The organism is Brachybacterium sp. NBEC-018 (genome assembly GCF_024860185.1).
GTDB lineage: Bacteria > Actinomycetota > Actinomycetes > Actinomycetales > Dermabacteraceae > Brachybacterium > Brachybacterium rhamnosum.
The window spans coordinates 2,208,070-2,227,982 of record NZ_CP100650.1 but is presented as its reverse complement, the minus strand read 5'-3'; the positions used below and the strand labels follow the sequence as shown (position 1 = coordinate 2,227,982).

The window sequence follows — 19,913 nt, the reverse complement described above, 5'->3', positions numbered from 1 at the left end:
GAGCGGAGCGCGGGGCACCCGGCCGATCCTAGCCGCTGTGGTCCAGGTCGCGTCGCCGCGGCTCAGGCGCGGGGACGGCGACCGGCCCCCGGGTGGGAGAATGCGCGGGTGCAGGCAGACCGATTCGACCGCGCGACCCCGCCGCTCGCGCCCACCTCCCCCGGGCTCGTCGTCGACGAGCTGGGTCGCGGGACCTTCGCCGTCGCCGCCCCCCGCGCGACCGCGGTGGACCTGTGCGTGCGCTCCTCCGGGGCGGAGCGGCGCCAGCGCCTGCGGCACTTCGACGGCGGCCTGCGCTGGGACCACGTGACCGGCATGCTGCCCGGCACCCAGTACGGCCTGAGGGTCGAGGGACCCTGGGACCCCGGCGCCGGACTCTTCGGGAACCCGCGCCAGCTGCTGCTGGACCCTACGGCCCGCGGCATCTCGCACGCCTCGCCGCTGCTGAGCTCCTTCTTCCCCTTCGAGGTGGACTCGATGCTGGAGGCCGTCGGCCCCTCCGCCGAGCCCAGCCCCGTGGACTCGGGCCCCGAGGCCGTGTGGTCCGTCGTCGTGCGGGACGACTTCGACTGGCAGGACGACCTGCGCCCGCTCGTGGACTGGGACGCGACCGTGCTCTACGAGCTCCACGTCAAGGGCTTCACCCGCCTCCACCCGGCGCTGCCGGCCCCGCTGCGCGGCACCTACGCGGGGCTCGGCCATCCCGCGATCACCGGCTACCTGCGCGAGCTGGGGGTCACCTCCGTCGAGCTGCTGCCGATCCACGCGGCGATGGACGAGCCGCACCTGACCCGCCTGGGCCTCACGAACTACTGGGGCTACTCCTCGCTCTCCTTCTTCGCGCCCGAGCCCTCGCTCGCGACCGCCGCCGCCCAGCGCGCCGGCGCGCAGGCGGTGCTCGACGAGGTGCGCACCATGATCCGCAGCCTCCACGCGGCCGGGCTCGAGGTCATCCTCGACGTCGTCTACAACCACACCGCGGAGGGCGGGGCGGAGGGCCCCTCGCTGTCCCTGCGGGGGCTGGACAACCTCGCCTACTACGCGATGGACCACGGCTCCTTCCAGGACGTCACCGGCACCGGCGGCACCCTCGACGCGACCTCCGTGCACGTCGTGGACCTCGTGCTGGGCTCCCTGCGGTACTGGGTGCAGGAGATGCACGTGGACGGCTTCCGCTTCGACCTCGCCGCGACCCTCGGCCGGGACGCGGGCGGCTTCCGCCCCGACCACCCGCTGCTGCGCGCGATCGTCACCGATCCGGTGCTGCGCGGGGTGAAGCTCATCGCCGAGCCCTGGGACGTGGGCACCGGCGGCTGGCAGACGGGCGGCTTCCCGCCGCCCTTCGCCGAGTGGAACGACGCCTTCCGCGACGACGTGCGCTCCTTCTGGCTCTCCGACCGCGCCCACCGGGAGCGCTCCGGCGACCGGGCGGTCGGTGGGGTCCGCGATCTCGCGACCCGGCTCGCGGGATCGAGCGACCTCTTCACCGGCGGCGACCCGGAGCACCTGCCGCCGGGGCGCAGCCTCCGCTCCCCCTGGGCGTCCGTGAACTACGTGAGCGCCCACGACGGCTTCACCCTCCACGACCTCACGGCCTACGAGGAGAAGCACAACGAGGCCAACGGCGAGGAGAACCGGGACGGCACCGGGAACAACCGCTCATGGAACCACGGCGTCGAGGGCGAGCCCGAGGACGGGCCCGAGGGCGAGACCGCGCGGGAGGCGCTGCGCCGGGAGCGCCTGCGCACCCAGCGGGCGCTGCTCGCGACCCTGATCCTCGCCTCCGGCACCCCGATGATCACCGCCGGGGACGAGATCGCCCGCACCCAGCGCGGCAACAACAACGCCTACTGCCAGGACAACGAGATCTCCTGGCTGAGCTGGGACGTCGACGACCTGGCACGCGTCCAGCGGGAGGCCGTGCGGCGGCTCCTGCAGCTGCGGGCGGCCTACCCCTCGCTGCGCACCCCGCACTTCCTCCAGCCCGCGCACGCGGAGGCCCTGGACCCGGGCCAGGTCGCCTGGTTCCGCGCCGACGGCGAGGGCATGACCCATGCCGACTGGATGGACCCCACCCGGCACCTGCTCGCCATGCTCCGGCCCGGGATCCCGGGCGAGCCCGGCACCGGGGAGGCGACCGAGCACCTGCTGATCGTCGTCTCCGCGGAGTCCGAGCCGGTGCCCCTGCACCTCCCGGGCGCGCCCTGGCCGCAGGGGGTCGCCCGGGTGCTCTTCGACAGCGATCTCGAGGACATGTCCTCCCTCCCCTCCGCTCCCCTGGCCCCGGGCTCCCGCCTGATCGCCCCCGGGAGCGTCCTCGTGGTCGGGATCGCGGAGCCCTGACCCCGGCGGGACGGCTAGGGTGAGCACCGTCACCGCGCCCGGGTGCGGGCGCGCGTCCGCGCAGTCAGGAGAGTTCGTGTCATCTTCGTCGTCCCCCCTGGACCGGACCCCGGCGACCACCGCTCCCACCGGGAGCGGGAGCCGCCCGCCGCAGCACGCCGCACCGGCCGCCCCGGCGCCGGACCCGCTGGACGCCGGCGTCGGCCGGATCCCGATCATGGACGTCACCCCCGTCGTCGACGGCGGCCGCTTCCCCGCCTCGTGCGTCGTCGGCGAGAGCGTGCGGATCACGGCGAACGCCTTCCGCGAGGGCCACGACGCGATGGGCGTGCAGGTGATTCTCACGGACCCGCAGGGCGCCGAGACCGTGCGCCGACTGCGCTCGACGAACCCGGGCCTGGACCTGTGGGAGACCCGCGTGCGACCGGACGCCGCGGGTCACTGGTCCTTCCGGATCGAGGCCTTCTCCTCGCCGTACGACACCTGGGCCCATGTGGCGGAGGTGAAGATCCCCGCCGGCATCGACGAGCCGCTCGTGTGCGCGGAGGGGGTCGCCGTGCTGCGCGCCGCCCTCGCCGAGGTCGCCTCCGGGGCCCGCCCCGCCGCGGACCGCGCCCTGCTCGAGGCCGCGATCGCGAGCCTCCAGGACTCCTCCCTCTCCCCCGCCGCGCGCGTCGCCCCGGCGCTCGCCGCGGACCTCCGCGGGGTGCTCGACGTGCGCCCGCTGCGCGAGGGGGTCACCGTCTCCGGCCCCCACGCGCTCGTCGTGCACCGTCCCCGCGCCCTGTTCGGCTCCTGGTACGAGATGTTCCCCCGCTCCGAGGGCGCGCGCTTCGACCCGGAGAGCGGCTGGGTCTCCGGCACGCTGCGCACCGCGGCCGACTCCCTCGACCGCGTCGCCGCGATGGGCTTCGACGTCGCCTACCTGACCCCGATCCACCCGATCGGCACCGCCTACCGCAAGGGCCGCAACAACTCGCTGGAGCCTCGCCCCGGCGACCCCGGCTCCCCCTACGCGATCGGCGCCGCGGAGGGCGGCCACGACGCGATCCACCCGGACCTCGGCACCATGGAGGACTTCGACGCCTTCGTCGCCCGCGCGAAGGAGCTCGACCTCGAGGTCGCCCTCGACGTGGCCCTGCAGTGCTCGCCGGACCACCCCTGGGTCACCGAGCACCCCGAGTGGTTCGTCGTGCGGCCCGACGGCTCGATCGCCTACGCCGAGAACCCGCCGAAGAAGTACCAGGACATCTACCCGCTGAGCTTCGACACGGACTACGAGGGCCTGTACGCGGCGATCCGCGACGTGCTCGAGCTCTGGGTCGAGCACGGCGTGACCCTGTTCCGGGTGGACAACCCGCACACGAAGCCCGTGCGCTTCTGGGAGCAGCTGCTCGCGGAGTTCGACGAGAAGCACCCCGAGGTCGTCTTCCTCGCCGAGGCGTTCACCCGCCCCACGATGATGCACACCCTGGGCAAGGTCGGCTTCCACCAGAGCTACACCTACTTCACCTGGCGCCACACCCCCGCCGAGCTCCAGGAGTACCTCGAGGAGCTCGTCGAGGCCGCCCCCTACATGCGCCCCAGCTTCTGGCCGACGACCCACGACATCCTCACCCCGTTCATGAGCTCCGGGGGCCGGGCGGCCTTCGCGCTGCGAGCGATCCTCGCCGCGACCCTCGTGCCCACCTGGGGCATCTACTCCGGCTACGAGCTCGTCGAGGACGTCCCCCGCCCGGGCGCGGAGGAGCAGATCGACAACGAGAAGTACGAGTACCGGCCGCGCGACTTCGCCGGGGCGCTCGCCCAGGGCACGAGCCTCGAGCCGCTGCTGGGCGACCTCAACCGGATCCGTCGCGCGCACCCGGCCCTGCAGACCCTCACCACGATCCGCTTCCACGAGGCGGAGGACGAGGACGTCGTCGTGTTCTCCAAGCACCTGCCGGCCGACGATTCCCCCACCGGGCAGGCGGACACGGTGCTCGTCGCCTCGCTCACCGTGCACGACCGCGGCGCCTGGACCCGCCTCTCCCTGGACCTCGGCGCCCTCGACGTCGGCGCGTCCTTCGAGGTCGAGGACCTGCTCACCGGGGAGCGCTTCACCTGGGGCGAGGACCCCTTCGTCATCCTCGACCCGCACGACCGCCCCGCGCACGTGCTGCGCATCGTCCGACCCGAGGAGGACCCCCATGTCCGATGACGCGACCCCCGTCGTCCCCGCAGGCGCCGGACCCGCCGGGGACCGGACGACACCCGACGCCGGCCCCTCCCGTCTCCAGCTCGAGGTCGACGAGCTCGGCGCGGCCGCGACCGGCTCCTACCACGACCCGCACTCCGTGCTCGGGGCCCAGCCCTACGAGGGCGCCGTGACCGTCCGCGCCCTCAAGCCGCTCGCGCACGCCGTCGAGGTGGTGCTCGAGGACGGCACCTCCGTCCCCATGGAGCACGAGTACGACGGCATCTGGGTCGCGGTCGTCGACCGCCCCGCGCTCGAGCGCTACCGGCTGCGGGTGACCTGGGCCGCCGGGGAGCCCGCGGTCGAGGTCGAGGACCCGTACCGCTTCCTGCCCACGCTCGGCGAGCTCGACCTGCACCTCATCCGGGAGGGCCGCCACGAGGAGCTGTGGCGCGCGCTCGGCGCGCACGTGCGCACCGTCGACGGCGTGCGGGGCACCTCCTTCGCGGTCTGGGCCCCCGGGGCGCGGGCCGTGCAGGTCATCGGCGCCTTCTCCGGCTGGGACGGCCGGCAGACCGCCCTGCGCTCCCTCGGCGCCTCCGGCGTGTGGGAGATCTTCCTGCCCGGGATCGGCGCGGGAGAGGTCTACAAGTTCCGGATCCTCGGCGCCGACGGCACCTGGCGGGACAAGGCGGACCCGATGGCCCGCCGCGCCGAGGTCCCGCCCGCGACCGGCTCGATCGTCGCCGAGAGCGACTACGAGTGGACGGACGACGCCTGGCTCGCGCGGCGCGCGCAGCAGCAGCCCGTGAGCTCCCGCATGTCGATCTACGAGGTGCACCTGCCCAGCTGGCGACCGGGCCTCGGCTACACCGAGCTCGCGACGGAGCTCGTGGACTACGTGGTCGAGATGGGCTTCACGCACGTGGAGTTCATGCCGCTCGCCGAGCACCCCTTCGGCGGCTCCTGGGGCTACCAGGTGACCGGCTACTACGCCCCCACCTCACGGCTGGGCACCCCGGACGAGCTGCGCGCGCTGATCGACGCCCTGCACGCGGCGGGGATCGGCGTGATCATGGACTGGGTGCCCGCCCACTTCCCCAAGGACGAGTGGGCCCTGGGCCGCTTCGACGGCACGCCCCTGTACGAGCACGCGGACCCGCGGCGCGGCGAGCACCCCGACTGGGGCACCTACGTGTTCGACGTGGGACGCCACGAGGTGCGCAACTTCCTCGTCGCCAACGCCTGCTACTGGCTCGAGGAGTTCCATGTCGACGGCCTGCGCGTGGACGCCGTCGCCTCGATGCTCTACCTGGACTACTCCCGCGAGGAGGGCCAGTGGGTGCCCAACGTCCACGGCGGGCGGGAGGACCTCGAGGCGATCGCCTTCCTCCAGGAGGCCAACGCGACCGCCTACAAGCGGGCCCCCGGCATCGTCATGATCGCCGAGGAGTCCACCTCGTTCCCCGGGGTCACGCGTCCCACGGACGCCGGCGGGCTGGGCTTCGGTTTCAAGTGGAACATGGGCTGGATGCACGACACCCTCGAGTACCTCGGCGAGGACCCGGTGCACCGTCAGCACCACCACGGCGAGCTGACCTTCTCGATGGTCTACCAGTACTCCGAGAACTTCGTGCTGCCGATCTCCCACGACGAGGTCGTCCACGGCAAGGGCTCGCTGCTGCGCAAGGCGCCCGGCGACGACTGGCAGCAGGCCGCCTCGCTGCGCGTCTACCTGGCCCTGCAGTGGACCCATCCGGGCAAGCAGCTGCTGTTCATGGGCAGCGAGTTCGCCCAGGGCACCGAGTGGTCGGAGCAGGACGGCCTCCCCTGGTGGCTCGTCGAGTACCCGCTGCACCGCGGCGTCCAGCAGCTCGTGAAGGACCTCAACGCGCTGCAGGCGGAGCTCCCGGCCCTCCACGAGCTGGACCAGGACCCCGCGGGCTTCGAGTGGCTGATCGGGGACGACGCGGGCCACAACCTCGTGGCGTTCGTGCGCCGCGACGGCGCCGGGGACCCGGTCGTCGTGGTGCTGAGCTTCTCCCCCGAGCCGTGGCTGGACCTGCGGGTCCCGCTGCCCGAGGGCGGCACCTGGCTCGAGGTCCTCAACTCCGACGCGACCGTCTACGGCGGCAGCGGCGTGGGCAACCTCGGCCGCGTCCACGCCGAGACGGTGGCGGCGCACGGCCGGGAGCACTCCGCGCGGCTCGCGGTCCCGCCGCTCGGCGCCGTGGTCCTCGTGCCCGCCCGGCTCCGCGAGGGCTGAGCGCGCCGCCTCCGATGCACGAGGGCCTGCCCGATCCGCGGATCGGGCAGGCCCTCGTGCATCATCCGGCCGCCCGACAGGGCAGCGGCCGGGTGCGCGCGCTCAGTAGAGCAGGTTCGCGAGGCGGCGCCGCGCCGGGCCCACCCGCGGGTCCTCGGCGCCCGCGACCTCGAACAGCTCGAGCAGCCGGGCGCGCACGGCGTCCTTCGTCTCCTGGTCGGCGCCCCGGAGGAGGTCCAGCAGGCGCCCGAAGGCGTCGTCGACATGGCCGCCGAGCATGTCGAGGTCCGCGACGAGCAGCTGCGCGTCGAGATCCGCGGGCGCCTCGGCAGCGGCCGTGCGGGCGGCGGCGGGATCGGCCTGCTGGGTGCGGCGCATGAGCTCGACCGTGGCGCGTCCGGCCTTCGCCTCGTCGTCCGCCGGGCTCTGCTGGAGGCGGCGGTCGTAGGCGTCGACCGCGGCGTCGAGGTCCCCGCGCTCGATCGCGGCGTAGGCCTCGGCGATCAGCGGGTCCAGGGGCTCCTCCGCCGGGGCGCCGGCCGCGTCGTCGGCGCCGGCCGCGGCGCCGGAGACGTCCATGCCCTGCTGCTGGGCGAGCTGGACGACCTGGTCGAGCAGAGGGCCGATCTCCTCCGCTCCGAGCACGGAGTCCACGATGGGCTGGAGCTGGCCCTGCAGGAGCAGGAGGAGTGTGGGCAGCTGCTGCACGCGGAGAGCGCCCGCGACGCGAGGCTGGGTGTCGGCGTCGACGACCGCGAGGCGCACGGCGCCGCCGCGCGCGGTCACGCCGTCGCGGAGCGACTGCAGGAAGGCCTCGCCCTCGGGGACGCGGGAACTCGAGACGAGCAGCAGCGTCGCGACCTGCTGGGAGTCGGCGATGAGCTGCTCGAGCCCCTGCTCGGTGACCGCGACCTCGTAGGGACCGGCGGTGCCGGACGCGCCGACCGCGTCCCCCGCGGGCTGCTTGAGCTGGGCGAGATCGATGATGCCGTAGGGATCGGACACGGAGGAGCTCCTTCGACGGGGTCGGAAACCCCTTCAGTCTACGAAGCCCGCGGCCGCGGGCCGCGCGTGTTCGCCAGCGGCTGTGCGCCGCGCCCCGGGAGCGTCCCCGGAGGCGAACGCACCGGGACGACAGCGCCCCGGGCCCGCCGTGGCGGGGTCCCGGGGCGCGTCGCGGGGAGCGCGGGTCAGGAGCCGCTCGTGCCCGTCGCCGTCTGGGTCGCCCCGATGGGCTGGACCTGGGCGTCGGAGTCCTTCGCGGGGATGTACACGGCGACCTGGGTGCCGAACTCGCGGATGAACTCCTTGGTGAACTCCTTGGTGCCGATCACCGTCGTGTACTTGTTGTCCTCGGCGTAGCGGACGGTCGCGCCGTCCTTGATCGCCACCTTGCGCACGGAGGTGAGGGTCGCGAGCACGATGGCGCCGCCGTCCGCGGTGCGCAGACCGGCGAACTCGTCCTCGACGACCGTGAACACCTCCTTGATGGTGGCCACCTCGTCCTTCTCGACGCCGGCGTTGAGCTCCTTGCGCTCCGTCTGGATGCGCTTGTGGGTCTCGGTCTGGAAGGGGTTCTCGGCGAGCTTGTCGTCCTTGTCGGCGGCGTCGCCGTCGGAGAGCACCTTCGCGTAGAGCGCGAGGGCGTCCTTCGGGGTCATCAGCAGGTCGTCGGTGTCCGGGGTGACCGGAGCGGAGCCCACGAGGTCCGCGGGGACCTCCGGCATCTCCACGCCGCTCGCCTGCTGCGCCCAGCCCCAGGTGGTGTACGGGGAGCGGGCATCGGCCTGCTGGAGCGCCATGAACATCGGCACGCCGTCCTTCGCCGAGTTCGCGACGAGCGCGATCGCGGTGCGCGGGAACTCGGCGTCCGTCGAGGTCATGGGGACCATGAGCGACTCACCGGGGGCGGTGAGGTCCTGCGCCCACTGGTCGTCCTTCTCGATGAGCCCGTACATCGCCTTGCGGAACGCGGCGGCGGAGCCGACGACGCGCGGCGCGAGCTTGCCCGCGTCGCGGGCCTCGTCCGCCGCGGCCACGGCCGCGCCGATCTCGGTGACGACGGTCGTGAGCTGGTCCTCGGTGGTGTTCGGGGTGGGCTCGGCGAGGGTGGGGCCGGCCTCGGCGGCGGGCGGGGCCTCGGGGGTCTCGGCGCACGCGGCGAGCAGGCCGGCGAGGGCGAGACCGCCTCCGCCGAGCACGAGACGGCGCCGGGCGACGGTGCGGGGGCGGGGGCTGGTCATCGGTCCTCCTCGGGGGACTCGGCGCGGCGCTGGTCCTCGTCGACCACGGACCAGAGGTCGGCGTCGTCGGCGGAGGCCGGGGCCTCCGGGGCGGTGGGAGCGGTGGGAGGGGTCCGGTCGGGGGCCGCGGTGGCCGCACCGGCCGCGCCGGCAGCGCTGGACGCGGTGGGCGCGAGCGGCGTCCCGCCGTCCTCCGTGCGCGGCAGCTCCTCGGTGGGATCGGCGGCGACGACGGCGTCGTCGGCGCGGTCACCATGATCCGCGTCCTCGACCTCCTCGTCGCGGCGGCGGCCGCCGCCCAGGGAGACCACGAGCAGCACGAGGCCGATCACGGCGATCGCGGCGCCGCCCGCATAGGCGAAGGGCACCCAGCGGTTCTCCGCCTCGACCGGCCAGGTGATGCTGACCTTCTCCGCACCCGCGGCCTTCCCGTCCGTCACCAGGAGGATCGGGCGGTACTCCTGCTCGTTGTCCCCGGTCTCGCCCGCCGCGAAGTCCGCGATGTCGATCGTCACGGGGCTCGCGGAGGTCTCCACCGAGCGCCACAGGTCCGAGGAGGTCGGGTCCTCGATCTCGGTCGCACCGTCCGCGCCCACGACCTCGGTGGTCAGCGTGGACCAGTCGCTCGCGCCCGTGATGCGGGTGTACTTCGTGCCGTCGAGGTAGGAGGTCACGTCACCCTCGGGCGCGGTGATGACGGAGACGTCGGAGGCGCCGGTCACGGTGACCGTGCCCTCCTTGCCGCCGATGTAGAGCACGCCGGGGTCGATGACGACGGCCGGGCCGGCGTCGGCGAGCTCCGCGGTCGCGGTGACCTCGGTGGCGGGGGCCCAGGTGGTCTCTCCGAGACGGCCCAGGACGAGTCCGATCACTCCGATCAGGACCAGCAGGATGGCCAGCAGACGTTGCACGGTGGCAGCTCCTTCGAGTTTCACCGGGCACCGCCCGGGCAGGGGACCCGCTCACGATACGGGCGCGCCCGGGACGGGACCACCCCCACGTGAGCACTCGCACCCGGTGACCTCACAGGATCGGCTACCCTTGCCGGGTGCGTCTCGTGGTTGCCCGCTGCTCCGTCGACTACACCGGTCGACTCACCGCCCATCTCCCGCTGGCCCCTCGCCTCCTGATCCTCAAGGCCGACGGCAGCGTGCTGGTGCACTCCGACGGCGGCAGCTACAAGCCGCTGAACTGGATGAGCCCGCCCGCGACGCTGCGCACCACCGAGCGCACCGCCGCCGAGGCCGAGGCCGATCCCGAGGGCGCCTGGATCCAGCAGTGGGACGTCACCCACACCAAGACGGGCGACACGCTCCGCGTGCGGATCCACGAGCTGCTCGAGGAGTCCACCCACGAGCTCGGCGAGGACCCCGGCCTCCAGAAGGACGGCGTCGAGGCGCACCTGCAGGCGCTGCTGGCCGAGCACATCCACACCCTCGGCGAGGGCTGGACCCTCGTGCGACGCGAGTACGGCACCGCGATCGGCCCCGTGGACATCCTCGCCCGGGACGCGCAGGGCCGCGCCGTCGCCGTCGAGATCAAGCGGCGCGGCGAGATCGACGGCGTCGAGCAGCTCACCCGGTACCTCGAGCTCCTCAACCGCGACCCCCTGCTCGCGCCCGTGCGCGGCATCTTCGCCGCCCAGATCATCAAGCCCCAGGCCCGCGTCCTCGCGCAGGACCGCGGCATCGACTGCGTGACCCTCGACTACGACGCCCTCCGCGGCATGGACGACGCGGAGTCCCGCCTGTTCTGACGCGCGCCCAGCAGTTCCCACCCCGCCGGGATCCCGGGACCCGTCCCGCCCCGGCCCCGCCCCACCGAGGAGTCCCGTCGTGAGCACCACACCCTCCCCCGCCGATCCCCACGGCGGCGACGTCGACCTCGCCGTGCGCGGCACGGCCGTGCTGCCCGGCGGCCTCGTGCCCGACGCCCTCGTCCTCGTCACCGGAGGGACGATCCGCTGGTCAGGACCCGCGACGTCCGCGCCGGAGCATCGCGCGGCCCGCACGCTCGAGCACGAGGGCCTCATCCTCCCCGGCCTCGTCGACCTCCACTGCCACGGCGGCGGCGGCGCGTCCTTCCCGGACTCCACCACCTCCGAGGAGATGCTCACCGCGGTCCACGAGCACCGGCGGCACGGGACCACCTCCCTCGTGGCCTCGCTCGTCACCGCCTCCGCGGACACGCTCCGCGCCCGCGTGCGCGACCTCGCCCTGCTCGCCGCGACCGGCGAGATCGTGGGCATCCACTCCGAGGGGCCCTTCGTCTCGGTCGAGCGCCGCGGCGCCCAGAACGCCGAGCACATCGTGGACGGAGACCCGCACCTCGTCGCCGAGCTCGCGGAGCTGGGAGATGGCGCCCTCGCGACCATGACGCTCGCCCCGGAGACCCCGGCCGCCGAGGCCGTCATCGACGCCCTCGCCGCCGCCGGCGCCGTCCCCTCCCTCGGGCACAGCGACGGCTCCAGCGCGGAGATGACGGCCGCGATCGCCCGCTCCACGGAGGCGCTGCGCCGTCACCGCGGACGCAGCCCGCTGCCCACCGCGACGCACCTGTTCAACGGCATGCGCCCCGTGCACCACCGCGATCCCGGTCCCGCGCTCGCGGCGCTCGACGCGGGGGCCCGCGGCGAGATGGTCCTCGAGGTCATCGCCGACGGCGTCCACCTCGACGCCCGGACCGTCGCCCATGTCTTCGCGATCGCCGCCCCGGACCACGTGGCTCTCGTGACCGATGCGATGGCCGCCGCCGGCATGGCGGACGGCACCTACACGCTCGGCGCGCAGGAGGTCGCCGTCGCCGGCGGCACCGCCACTCTCACCGACGGCGGGGCGATCGCCGGCGGTACGGCGCACCTGGTCGACGTGGTGCGCTTCGCGGTGCAGGAGGCGGGGGTCGATCTCACGGCCGCCGTGCGCGCCGCGAGCATCGTCCCGGCACGGGTGCTGGGGCTCGAGGACTCGATCGGCTCGCTCGCCGCCGGCCGGAGCGCGGACCTGCTGCTCACGGATCGCGGTCTGGAGGTCTCCGCGGTGCTGCGCCGCGGGGAGACCGTCACCGTCTGACGCTCGGACCTCGGGCCTCAGGCCTCAGGCCTCAGGCCTCAGGGTCAGTCGGCGTCGCCGAGGACGAGGCCCGTCGGCGCCGCCTCGAGCCAGGACTGCAGCGCCGCGGCGGCGGGGGCGTCCATGAGCGCCTGCACGGTGCGGCCGCCCCGCAGGAAGAAGGCGACGAGCACGCGCTCGGGCGCCGCTCCCCCGGGTCCCGACGGGCCCGCGGGCTCGACGAGCCGCTCCCGCTCGACCTCGAGGATGTCCCGGCGCGGGATCATCAGCTGCGGCCCGGGCAGCAGCGACAGGTCGCGGAACCAGCGCAGGCGGTCGTTGCCCACCTGCAGCACGCCGTGCTGCCAGACCTCACGGCGCCCCAGGAGGCTCCGCGCCATCTGGCACTGGACGGCTCCCGCCCGGTCGAGGACGACCGCGCGGCGCACGTTGAGCGCGAAGAGCACGACCAGCGCCAGAACGACGAGCATCCCGACCCCCACGAGGAGGATCGGGATGCTCGGATGATGCATCGGCGTCAGCGTCGGTTCAGCGCTCGGCCGGATCGCGGCGAGCCGCGCGGTCGACAGCGATGGTGACGACGTCGGCGTCCACGGACACGAAGCCGCCCGCGACCTCACGCTCGGTGACCTGGCCGGACTCGTCGTGGATGCGCACCACACCGCGGTCGAGGATCGCGAGGGTCGGCTGCATGCCGGGCAGGATGCCCATCGAGCCGTCCGCCGCCGGCACCACGACCTGAGAGGCGCTGCCGGACCACACGGTCCGGTCCGAGGTGACGAAGGTGACCGCGAGGGAGCTCACTGGCCGAGCTCCTTCTGGATGTTGTGCCAGTTCTCGAGCACCATGTCGATGCCGCCGACGTTGAAGAACGCCTGCTCCGGGACGTGGTCGAACTCGCCGTCGCAGATGCCCTTGAACGACTCGATGGTGTCCTTGAGGGGCACGTCGGAGCCGTCCACGCCGGTGAACTGCTTGGCGAGGTGGGTGTTCTGCGAGAGGAACTGCTGGATGCGCCGTGCACGCGACACGGTGACCTTGTCCTCCTCGGAGAGCTCGTCGACGCCCAGCATCGCGATGATGTCCTGGAGCTCCTTGTTGCGCTGCAGGATCTGCTTCACGCGGACCGCGACGTCGTAGTGCTCCTGGCCCACGTAGCGCGGGTCGAGGATGCGCGAGGTCGAGGACAGCGGGTCGATCGCCGGGTACAGACCGCGCGAGGCGATCTCACGGGAGAGCTCGGTGGTCGCGTCCAGGTGGGCGAAGGTGGTCGCCGGCGCCGGGTCGGTGTAGTCGTCCGCCGGCACGTAGATCGCCTGCATCGAGGTGATCGAGTGGCCGCGGGTCGAGGTGATGCGCTCCTGGAGCACACCCATCTCGTCCGCCAGGTTGGGCTGGTAGCCCACGGCGGAGGGCATGCGGCCCAGCAGCGTGGAGACCTCGGAGCCCGCCTGGGTGAAGCGGAAGATGTTGTCGATGAAGAGCAGGACGTCCTGCTGCTGCACGTCGCGGAAGTACTCGGCCATCGTGAGGCCGGTCAGCGCGATGCGGAGGCGCGTGCCCGGCGGCTCGTCCATCTGGCCGAAGACCAGGGCGGTCTTCTCGATGACGCCGGACTCCGTCATCTCCTCGATGAGGTCCCAGCCCTCACGGGTGCGCTCGCCCACGCCGGCGAACACGGAGACGCCGTCGTGGTTGTTGGCCACGCGGTAGATCATCTCCTGGATGAGCACGGTCTTGCCCACGCCCGCGCCGCCGAACAGGCCGATCTTGCCGCCCTGCACGTACGGGGTGAGGAGGTCGATCGACTTGATGCCGGTCTCGAACATGGTCGTCTTCGACTCGAGCTGGTCGAAGTTCGGGGCCTTGCGGTGGATGGGCCAGCGCTCGCTGACCTGCACCTCGGAGGCGGGCTTGTTCAGCGGGGTGCCGGTCACGTCGAACACGGTGCCCAGGGTCGCGTCGCCCACGGGGACGGAGATCGGGGCGCCGGTGTCGGTGACCGCCTGGCCGCGGACGAGGCCGTCGGTCGGCTTCAGGGCCACGGCGCGGACCATGCCGTCGCCGAGGTGCTGCGCCGTCTCGAGGGTCAGGGTCGAGGGCTCGAGGCCCGCGCCCTGCACCGAGATCTCGGTGGTCAGCGCGTTGTACAGCTCGGGGATGTCCCCCGGGGGGAACTCGATGTCGACGACCGCGCCGGTGACACGGGCAACCCGGCCCGTGCCCTTCTGCGCGGGCGCCGCGGTGGCGTCAGTGGTGTCGGTGATGCTCATCTGCATTCTCTCCAAATGGTTCGGGCCGGCGCTCGGTGCGCTCGAGGCGGCTCAGCGTTCCTTGCGACCGGATCCCGAGAGGGCGTCGGCGCCGCCGACGATCTCCGTGATCTCCTGGGTGATCTCCGCCTGACGGGCCGAGTTGGCCAGGCGGGTGAACTTCTTGACCTGGGTCTCCGCGTTGTCCGTCGCCGTCTTCATCGCCCGCTGCGTGGCCGCGTGCTCCGAGGCCATCGACTGCAGCAGGATGTTGACGAGCTTGGACTCGAGGTACCGCGGCATGAGCTCGTCCATGACCTGCTCGGCGTCCGGGGTGAACTCGTACAGCGGGTACGTGGGGCGGGCGGTGCCGTGCTCCTCGTCCGCGTCGACGACCTCGATCGGGACCAGCCGGGTCGCGCGGGCGACCTGCTGGAAGCGGGTCTTGAACCGCGTGCCGACCAGGTACAGCTCGTCGAGGTGGGTCTCCGGGTCCTCGCTGAGGAGGTCCGCGGTGACCCGCTGGGCGATCTCGTGGCCGAGCTCGGGGAGCTCACCCTCGTGGTACGGGGCCCAGGCCTCGTGCGGCGGGCGGTTGCGGAAGCGGTAGTAGGTCTCGCCCTTGCGGCCGACGACGTACAGGACCGGGGTCTTGCCCTCCTCCTGCAGCGCGTTCGCGAGCTCCTCCGCAGCGCGGATGACGTTGTGCGAGTACGAGCCGGTCATGCCGCGGTCCGCCGTGATCAGCACGATCCCGGCGCGCCCGTTCGTGGAGCGCTCCTGGTCCAGGAACGGGTGGGCGACGTCCCCGGAATGGGTCGCCACCGCGCCGATGGCCCGGGTGATCGCGTCGGCGTACGGAGTCGTGGCCAGCACGCGGGCATGCGCCTTGGCGATGCGCGAGGCGGCCACCATCTCCTTGGCCTTGAAGATCTTCTTCATGCCCTGGGCGGAGCCGATCCGCTTCTTGTACTCCCTCTGCTGGGCTCCCATGTCTCTCCTTCGCGGGAAGCGCCGTGCGGGTGGTCCGGGCCGCCCGCCCCGAGGGGCGGGCGGCGAGCCGGATCATCCGCGGACGATGCGCTCCTGGTCGATGTCCTCGTCGGAGGCGCTGGTGTGGACGTCGCTCACCGCGGAGCCCTGACCCTTGCCGGCCAGGTAGTCCTTCTTCACCTGGTCGAGGATCGAGGAGAGCTCCTGCTCGGTCGCGTCGGAGAACTTCTTCGAGGTGCGGATGTCCTCGAGCACGGAGCCGTTGTGGCGGAGGTGCTCGAGCAGCTGCGCCTCGAACTCGCGGACGTCCTCGACCTCGATGTCGTCGAACTTGCCGGTGGTGCCGGCCCAGATCGAGACGACCTGCTCCTCGTCGGGGAACGGCGAGGACTGCGCCTGCTTGAGGAGCTCCATGAGGCGGGCACCGCGGTTGAGCTGCTGCTTGGACGCGGCGTCGAGGTCCGAGGCGAACATCGCGAAGGCCTCGAGGTCGCGGTACTGCGCGAGCGAGATCTTCAGCGTGCCGGAGACCGACTTCATCGCCTTCGTCTGCGCCGAGCCGCCCACGCGGGAGACCGAGATGCCGACGTCGACCGCCGGGCGCTGGTTCGCGTTGAACAGGTCCGACTGCAGGAAGCACTGGCCGTCGGTGATCGAGATGACGTTGGTCGGGATGTACGCCGAGACGTCGTTGGCCTTGGTCTCGATGATCGGCAGACCGGTCATCGAGCCGCCGCCCATCTCGTCGGACAGCTTCGCGCAGCGCTCCAGGAGGCGGGAGTGCAGGTAGAAGACGTCACCCGGGTAGGCCTCGCGGCCCGGCGGGCGGCGCAGCAGCAGCGACACGGCGCGGTAGGCCTCGGCCTGCTTGGACAGGTCGTCGAAGACGATGAGGACGTGCTTGCCCTCGTACATCCACTGCTGGCCGATGGCCGAGCCGGTGTAGGGGGCGATGTACTTGAAGCCGGCCGGGTCCGAGGCGGGGGCGGCGACGATCGTCGTGTACTCGAGAGCGCCGGCCTCCTCGAGGGTGCCGCGGACCGACGCGATGGTCGAGCCCTTCTGGCCGACGGCGACGTAGATGCAGCGGACCTGCTTCTCCGGGTCGCCGCTCTCCCAGTTCTTCTTCTGGTTGAGGATCGTGTCGAGCGCGACCGTGGTCTTGCCGGTCTGGCGGTCGCCGATGATCAGCTGGCGCTGGCCGCGACCGATCGGGGTCATCGCGTCGATCGCCTTGAGGCCGGTCTGCATCGGCTCCTTGACGCTCTTGCGCTGCATGACGCCGGGCGCCTGCAGCTCGAGGGCGCGGCGGCCGGAGGTCTCGATGGCGCCGAGACCGTCGATGGGCTGGCCCATCGGGTCGACGACGCGGCCGAGGTAGCCCTCGCCCACGGGCACGGAGAGGACCTCGCCGGTGCGGCGGACCGTCTGGCCCTCCTCGATCCCGGTGAACTCGCCGAGGATCACGCAGCCGACCTCGCTGAGGTCGAGGTTCAGCGCGAGGCCGAGGGTGCCGTCCTCGAAGCGCACCAGCTCGTTGGCCATGATGTTGGGCAGGCCTGCGACGCGGGCGATGCCGTCGGCCGACTCGGTGACGCGGCCGATCTCCTCGCGGTCGGGAGTGCCGGCCTGGTAGGTGGACACCGCGGTGTCCAGGGCGTTCCGGATGTCCTCCGGGCGGATCGTGAGCTCAGCCATCGCGGTGCTTCGCTTCCTCTTCTCCCCCAAGCGGGGGCTGTGGTCTCGGGTGGGGTTCGCCTCGGGGAGGGGCCGTCAGGCCACCAGGCGGGTGCGCGCCTGGGCGAGGCGCGCGAGGACGGTCGCGTCGTAGAGGTCGTCGCCGACCTCGATGCGCAGACCGCCGACGACGTCCTCGTCCAGCTCGGTGTTGATCTGGACCTCGCGGCCGTAGATGCCGGCGAGGATCGAGCCCAGACGGTCCAGCTGCTCGGGCGCCAGCGGGCGGGCGCTCGCGACGACCGCCAGCAGCCGGCGGCGACGCGCCGAGGCGATCTCCGCGAAGGCGAGCAGGCGACGGGCGGGCTTGAGGTCGCTGCGACGCTCCACGCCGCGGGCGGCGAGGGCGACGGTCAGCGGGTGGGCGCGGCCCTCGAGCAGGCGGGTGATGATGCCCTCCCGCCGGCCCGGGGTCCCCCGGGCGTCGTCGAGGGCTCCGCTGAGCTCGCCGCTGTCCTCGATGAGGCGCGAGACCTGGAAGAGCTCCTCCTCGACCGCACCGAGGGCGTCCTCGCGGGAGGCCTGCTCCAGGAGGGCCTCCACGCCGAGCTGCTCGAGGGCGTCCAGGACGTCCTCCTGCTCGGACCAGCGGCGGCGGACGACCTCGAGCGTGAGCTCGAGGGCGACGGGGCCGACCTTCCCCTCGAAGAGCGAGCGGACGACGGACTCCTTGACCTCGGCCGGACGGCCGCCGTCGCTGAGGGTCCGCACCAGCTGGTTGCTGGAGTCGATCGCGTCGGCGATCCCGAACAGATCCGCGGCGACCGTCCCGAGGACGACGTCGTCGCCCCGGAGCAGCTGCTCGGATCGCTGGGTCACCTCACGCAGGGAGGTGGAGGAGGTTCCTCGCATCTGGTGTCCTTATCGGGTCGCGGTCGGGGTCGACTCGAGGTCGTCCAGGAACCGGTCGATCACTCGGCGGGAGCGCTCGTCGTCGGAGAGGGACTCCCCCACGATCTTCGAGGCGAGGTCGCTCGCGAGCGTCCCGACCTCTCCGCGCAGCTGGGCGGCGGCGCTCGTGCGCTCCGCGTTCAGCTGCTGGCGCCCGGCGGTGAGGAGCCGCTCGTTCTCGGAGCCGGCCTGGGCCTTGGCCTCCTCGATGATGCGGGCGCCGTCCTGGCGGGCGCGGTCGCGGATCGCGGACGCCTCCTGACGGGCCTCGGCGAGGGCCTGCTCCTGATCGGCCTTCAGCTGGTCGGCCTGGTGCTGGACCTCCTCGGCCTTCTTGAGGCCGCCCTCGATCTTCTCCGCACGCTCCTCGAGCACGGCGTTGAGCCGCGGGAGGATGAACTTCATGAAGACCAGGGCGAAGATGACGAGGAAGATCAGCGTCCAGACGATCTCCTGGGGCTCAGGCACCAGCAGGCGCCAGCCCGGCACACTCTCTTCAGCCTGAATCATCAGCGGGTCCTCAGAAGATGAAGCCGGTGACGATGGCGAGGAGCGTCAGGATCTCGGTGAACGCGATACCGATGAACATCGTGGTCTGGAGCTGACCGCGGAGCTCGGGCTGACGAGCCATGGCCTCGGCGGTCTTGCCGACGATGATGCCGATGCCGATGCCCGGGCCGATCGCGGCGAGACCGTAGCCCACGGTCGCGATGTTGCCCTCGAGAGCGGCGATGAGCGAGGTGTCCACAGGGGTTCCTTTCGTTGTGCCGACCGATCGGACGGCAGCGGTGTGGGGGTGGAGCAGGGGGTGGGGACGATCAGTGCTCGTCCGAGGTCGCCATCTGGATGTACACCGCGGTGAGCATCGTGAAGATGAAGGCCTGGAGGGCGGCGACGAAGATCTCGAAGCCGTAGATCCCGATCGCGAGCGCGCCGGAGAACGGTGCGAGCGCGATGAGCGCGGAGCCGGAGAAGAGCAGGGCCTGGGTCATGCCGATGAAGACCACCATCATGATGTGCCCGGCGACCATGTTCGCGAGCAGTCGGATGGTCAGCGACGCCCAGCGGATCAGGATGACCTGCAGGAACTCGATCGGCACCAGCAGGATGTAGATCGGCTTCGGGACGCCGGGGGGCATCGTCTCGTGCTTGAGGTAACCGCCCAGGCCGTGCTTCTTCACGCCGAAGACGACGTAGGTGACGAAGGTCCAGAGGGCCAGCAGCAGCGGCATGCCGATCACGGAGGTGCCCGCGAGGTTGAGCCCCGGGATCACGCCGCCCAGGTTCATCGCGAAGATGAAGAAGAACATCGTGATGAGCATCGGGGCGAAGCGCTTGCCCTCGCGCAGGCCGAGCGTGTTCTGGATGATCGAGCTGTTGACGAACTCGATGAGGATCTCGACGATGCTCTGCGCCTTGCCCGGCACGAGCTTGGCGCGGGAGGCGATGATCGCGAGCACGATGAGGGTCACGGCCAGGATGATCAGGCGGACCAGCTGCACGCGGTTGAACTCGAACCAGGTCCCCTCGAAGAGGATCGCGTCCGGGAAGAACTCCCCGATCGTCGGGACGTGGAAGAACGAATCACCCTCGGCGAGGACGTGGGCGGTGTCGGAGGTGTTCAGCGCGAGCTCCCGTGGTCAGGTGTGGCATCCGGAGGTTCGCGGCGGGATTCCGGGCCGTCCCGCGGTGCGGGGGCCCGGGCGCGTCCGGCCCGGATGGTCGTGCGGTGTCCCTGCACCCGCGGACCTCGGCCCGGGGTGTCTCACGGCCACTCCACCGCGGACCTCGACCCGGGGAACGGGCGTGGCCTCTGCGGTGGCACCGTCGCCGTCGGTTACGGCACTTCGCCTCGCGTGGAGATCCGCTCAGGGCTTCCCTGCGGCGAGGGAGGAGGGTGCCGTCACCAGCGTCGGCTCAGGCCGCGTGAAGACGATGTGAGCA

The 19,913-nt window shown here is 72.3% G+C and carries 17 protein-coding genes; 5 read left to right on the top strand and 12 right to left on the bottom strand.

The annotated features are described in order from the left end of the window. Positions 1–108 precede the first annotated feature (108 nt). The 3 genes from glgX to glgB all read left to right on the top strand — a co-directional run bounded on the left by glgX (position 109) and on the right by glgB (position 6,785). On the top strand, positions 109–2,343 hold the full coding sequence (gene glgX / locus NLU66_RS10075; RefSeq protein ID WP_259359569.1) for a glycogen debranching protein GlgX: 2,235 nt from the start codon (positions 109–111) through the stop codon (positions 2,341–2,343). 187 nt (positions 2,344–2,530) lie between these two features. Beyond that, positions 2,531–4,543, top strand: a complete 2,013-nt coding sequence (locus NLU66_RS10070; RefSeq protein WP_267136244.1) for an alpha-1,4-glucan--maltose-1-phosphate maltosyltransferase — start codon at positions 2,531–2,533, stop codon at positions 4,541–4,543. Next, a complete protein-coding gene (gene glgB / locus NLU66_RS10065) occupies positions 4,533–6,785 on the top strand; it encodes a 1,4-alpha-glucan branching protein GlgB (protein WP_259359568.1) in 2,253 nt (750 codons plus the stop codon). Before NLU66_RS10070 ends, glgB begins: the two co-directional genes overlap by 11 nt. A gap of 102 nt (positions 6,786–6,887) precedes the next feature. Here glgB and NLU66_RS10060 read toward each other — a convergent pair whose 3' ends face one another. The 3 genes from NLU66_RS10060 to NLU66_RS10050 all read right to left on the bottom strand — a co-directional run bounded on the left by NLU66_RS10060 (position 6,888) and on the right by NLU66_RS10050 (position 9,939). Beyond that, positions 6,888–7,790, bottom strand: a complete 903-nt coding sequence (locus NLU66_RS10060; protein ID WP_259359567.1) for a co-chaperone YbbN — start codon at positions 7,788–7,790, stop codon at positions 6,888–6,890. 185 nt (positions 7,791–7,975) lie between these two features. Next, on the bottom strand, positions 7,976–9,028 hold the full coding sequence (locus NLU66_RS10055) for a hypothetical protein (protein ID WP_259359566.1): 1,053 nt from the start codon (positions 9,026–9,028) through the stop codon (positions 7,976–7,978). Continuing rightward, on the bottom strand, positions 9,025–9,939 hold the full coding sequence (locus NLU66_RS10050) for a hypothetical protein (protein ID WP_259359565.1): 915 nt from the start codon (positions 9,937–9,939) through the stop codon (positions 9,025–9,027). The genes NLU66_RS10055 and NLU66_RS10050 overlap by 4 nt, the downstream gene beginning before the upstream one ends. A 137-nt stretch (positions 9,940–10,076) precedes the next feature. Between NLU66_RS10050 and nucS the strand changes: the two genes are divergently transcribed. Further along, the gene (gene nucS / locus NLU66_RS10045) at positions 10,077–10,784 is read left to right on the top strand and encodes an endonuclease NucS (RefSeq protein WP_259359564.1); all 708 of its coding nucleotides are present in this window, start codon (positions 10,077–10,079) and stop codon (positions 10,782–10,784) included. Between the two features lie 79 nt (positions 10,785–10,863). Continuing rightward, complete coding sequence (locus NLU66_RS10040; protein WP_259359563.1) at positions 10,864–12,096, top strand: N-acetylglucosamine-6-phosphate deacetylase; 1,233 nt, start codon at positions 10,864–10,866, stop codon at positions 12,094–12,096. Positions 12,097–12,140: 44 nt separating this feature from the next. Here NLU66_RS10040 and NLU66_RS10035 read toward each other — a convergent pair whose 3' ends face one another. The 9 genes from NLU66_RS10035 to atpB form a co-directional block, all read right to left on the bottom strand. Continuing rightward, positions 12,141–12,608, bottom strand: a complete 468-nt coding sequence (locus tag NLU66_RS10035) for a DUF2550 domain-containing protein (protein WP_259359562.1) — start codon at positions 12,606–12,608, stop codon at positions 12,141–12,143. A 16-nt stretch (positions 12,609–12,624) separates the two neighbouring features. Next, on the bottom strand, positions 12,625–12,900 hold the full coding sequence (locus tag NLU66_RS10030) for a F0F1 ATP synthase subunit epsilon (RefSeq protein WP_259359561.1): 276 nt from the start codon (positions 12,898–12,900) through the stop codon (positions 12,625–12,627). Next, on the bottom strand, positions 12,897–14,369 hold the full coding sequence (atpD, locus tag NLU66_RS10025; RefSeq protein WP_168198074.1) for a F0F1 ATP synthase subunit beta: 1,473 nt from the start codon (positions 14,367–14,369) through the stop codon (positions 12,897–12,899). The genes NLU66_RS10030 and atpD overlap by 4 nt, the downstream gene beginning before the upstream one ends. Positions 14,370–14,420: 51 nt before the next feature. Beyond that, on the bottom strand, positions 14,421–15,341 hold the full coding sequence (locus tag NLU66_RS10020; RefSeq protein WP_259359560.1) for a F0F1 ATP synthase subunit gamma: 921 nt from the start codon (positions 15,339–15,341) through the stop codon (positions 14,421–14,423). A 72-nt stretch (positions 15,342–15,413) separates the two neighbouring features. Continuing rightward, positions 15,414–17,039, bottom strand: coding sequence for a F0F1 ATP synthase subunit alpha (gene atpA / locus NLU66_RS10015; RefSeq protein ID WP_259359559.1), 1,626 nt, complete (start codon positions 17,037–17,039; stop codon positions 15,414–15,416). 75 nt (positions 17,040–17,114) lie between these two features. Then, positions 17,115–17,930: a F0F1 ATP synthase subunit delta gene (locus tag NLU66_RS10010; RefSeq protein ID WP_259359558.1), complete on the bottom strand. Its 816-nt coding sequence runs from the start codon at positions 17,928–17,930 to the stop codon at positions 17,115–17,117. A gap of 9 nt (positions 17,931–17,939) precedes the next feature. Beyond that, complete coding sequence (locus NLU66_RS10005) at positions 17,940–18,479, bottom strand: F0F1 ATP synthase subunit B (protein ID WP_259359557.1); 540 nt, start codon at positions 18,477–18,479, stop codon at positions 17,940–17,942. A gap of 10 nt (positions 18,480–18,489) precedes the next feature. Next, positions 18,490–18,717, bottom strand: coding sequence for an ATP synthase F0 subunit C (gene atpE, locus NLU66_RS10000; RefSeq protein WP_137770489.1), 228 nt, complete (start codon positions 18,715–18,717; stop codon positions 18,490–18,492). A 70-nt stretch (positions 18,718–18,787) separates the two neighbouring features. Continuing rightward, positions 18,788–19,471 carry a F0F1 ATP synthase subunit A gene (gene atpB / locus NLU66_RS09995; protein ID WP_416232151.1) on the bottom strand — a complete coding sequence of 228 codons (684 nt, stop codon included), beginning with the start codon at positions 19,469–19,471 and terminating at the stop codon, positions 18,788–18,790. Between the last annotated feature and the right edge of the window lie 442 nt (positions 19,472–19,913).

Coding starts and splice junctions, on each gene's coding strand:
- glgB (WP_259359568.1), top strand. CDS start 4,533: ATGTCCGATGACGCGACCCCCGTCGTCCCCGCAGGCGCCGGACCCGCC.
- NLU66_RS10055 (WP_259359566.1), bottom strand. CDS start 9,028: ATGACCAGCCCCCGCCCCCGCACCGTCGCCCGGCGCCGTCTCGTGCTC.
- NLU66_RS10035 (WP_259359562.1), bottom strand. CDS start 12,608: ATGCATCATCCGAGCATCCCGATCCTCCTCGTGGGGGTCGGGATGCTC.
- atpD (WP_168198074.1), bottom strand. CDS start 14,369: ATGAGCATCACCGACACCACTGACGCCACCGCGGCGCCCGCGCAGAAG.
- NLU66_RS10020 (WP_259359560.1), bottom strand. CDS start 15,341: ATGGGAGCCCAGCAGAGGGAGTACAAGAAGCGGATCGGCTCCGCCCAG.
- atpA (WP_259359559.1), bottom strand. CDS start 17,039: ATGGCTGAGCTCACGATCCGCCCGGAGGACATCCGGAACGCCCTGGAC.
- NLU66_RS10010 (WP_259359558.1), bottom strand. CDS start 17,930: ATGCGAGGAACCTCCTCCACCTCCCTGCGTGAGGTGACCCAGCGATCC.
- NLU66_RS10005 (WP_259359557.1), bottom strand. CDS start 18,479: ATGATTCAGGCTGAAGAGAGTGTGCCGGGCTGGCGCCTGCTGGTGCCT.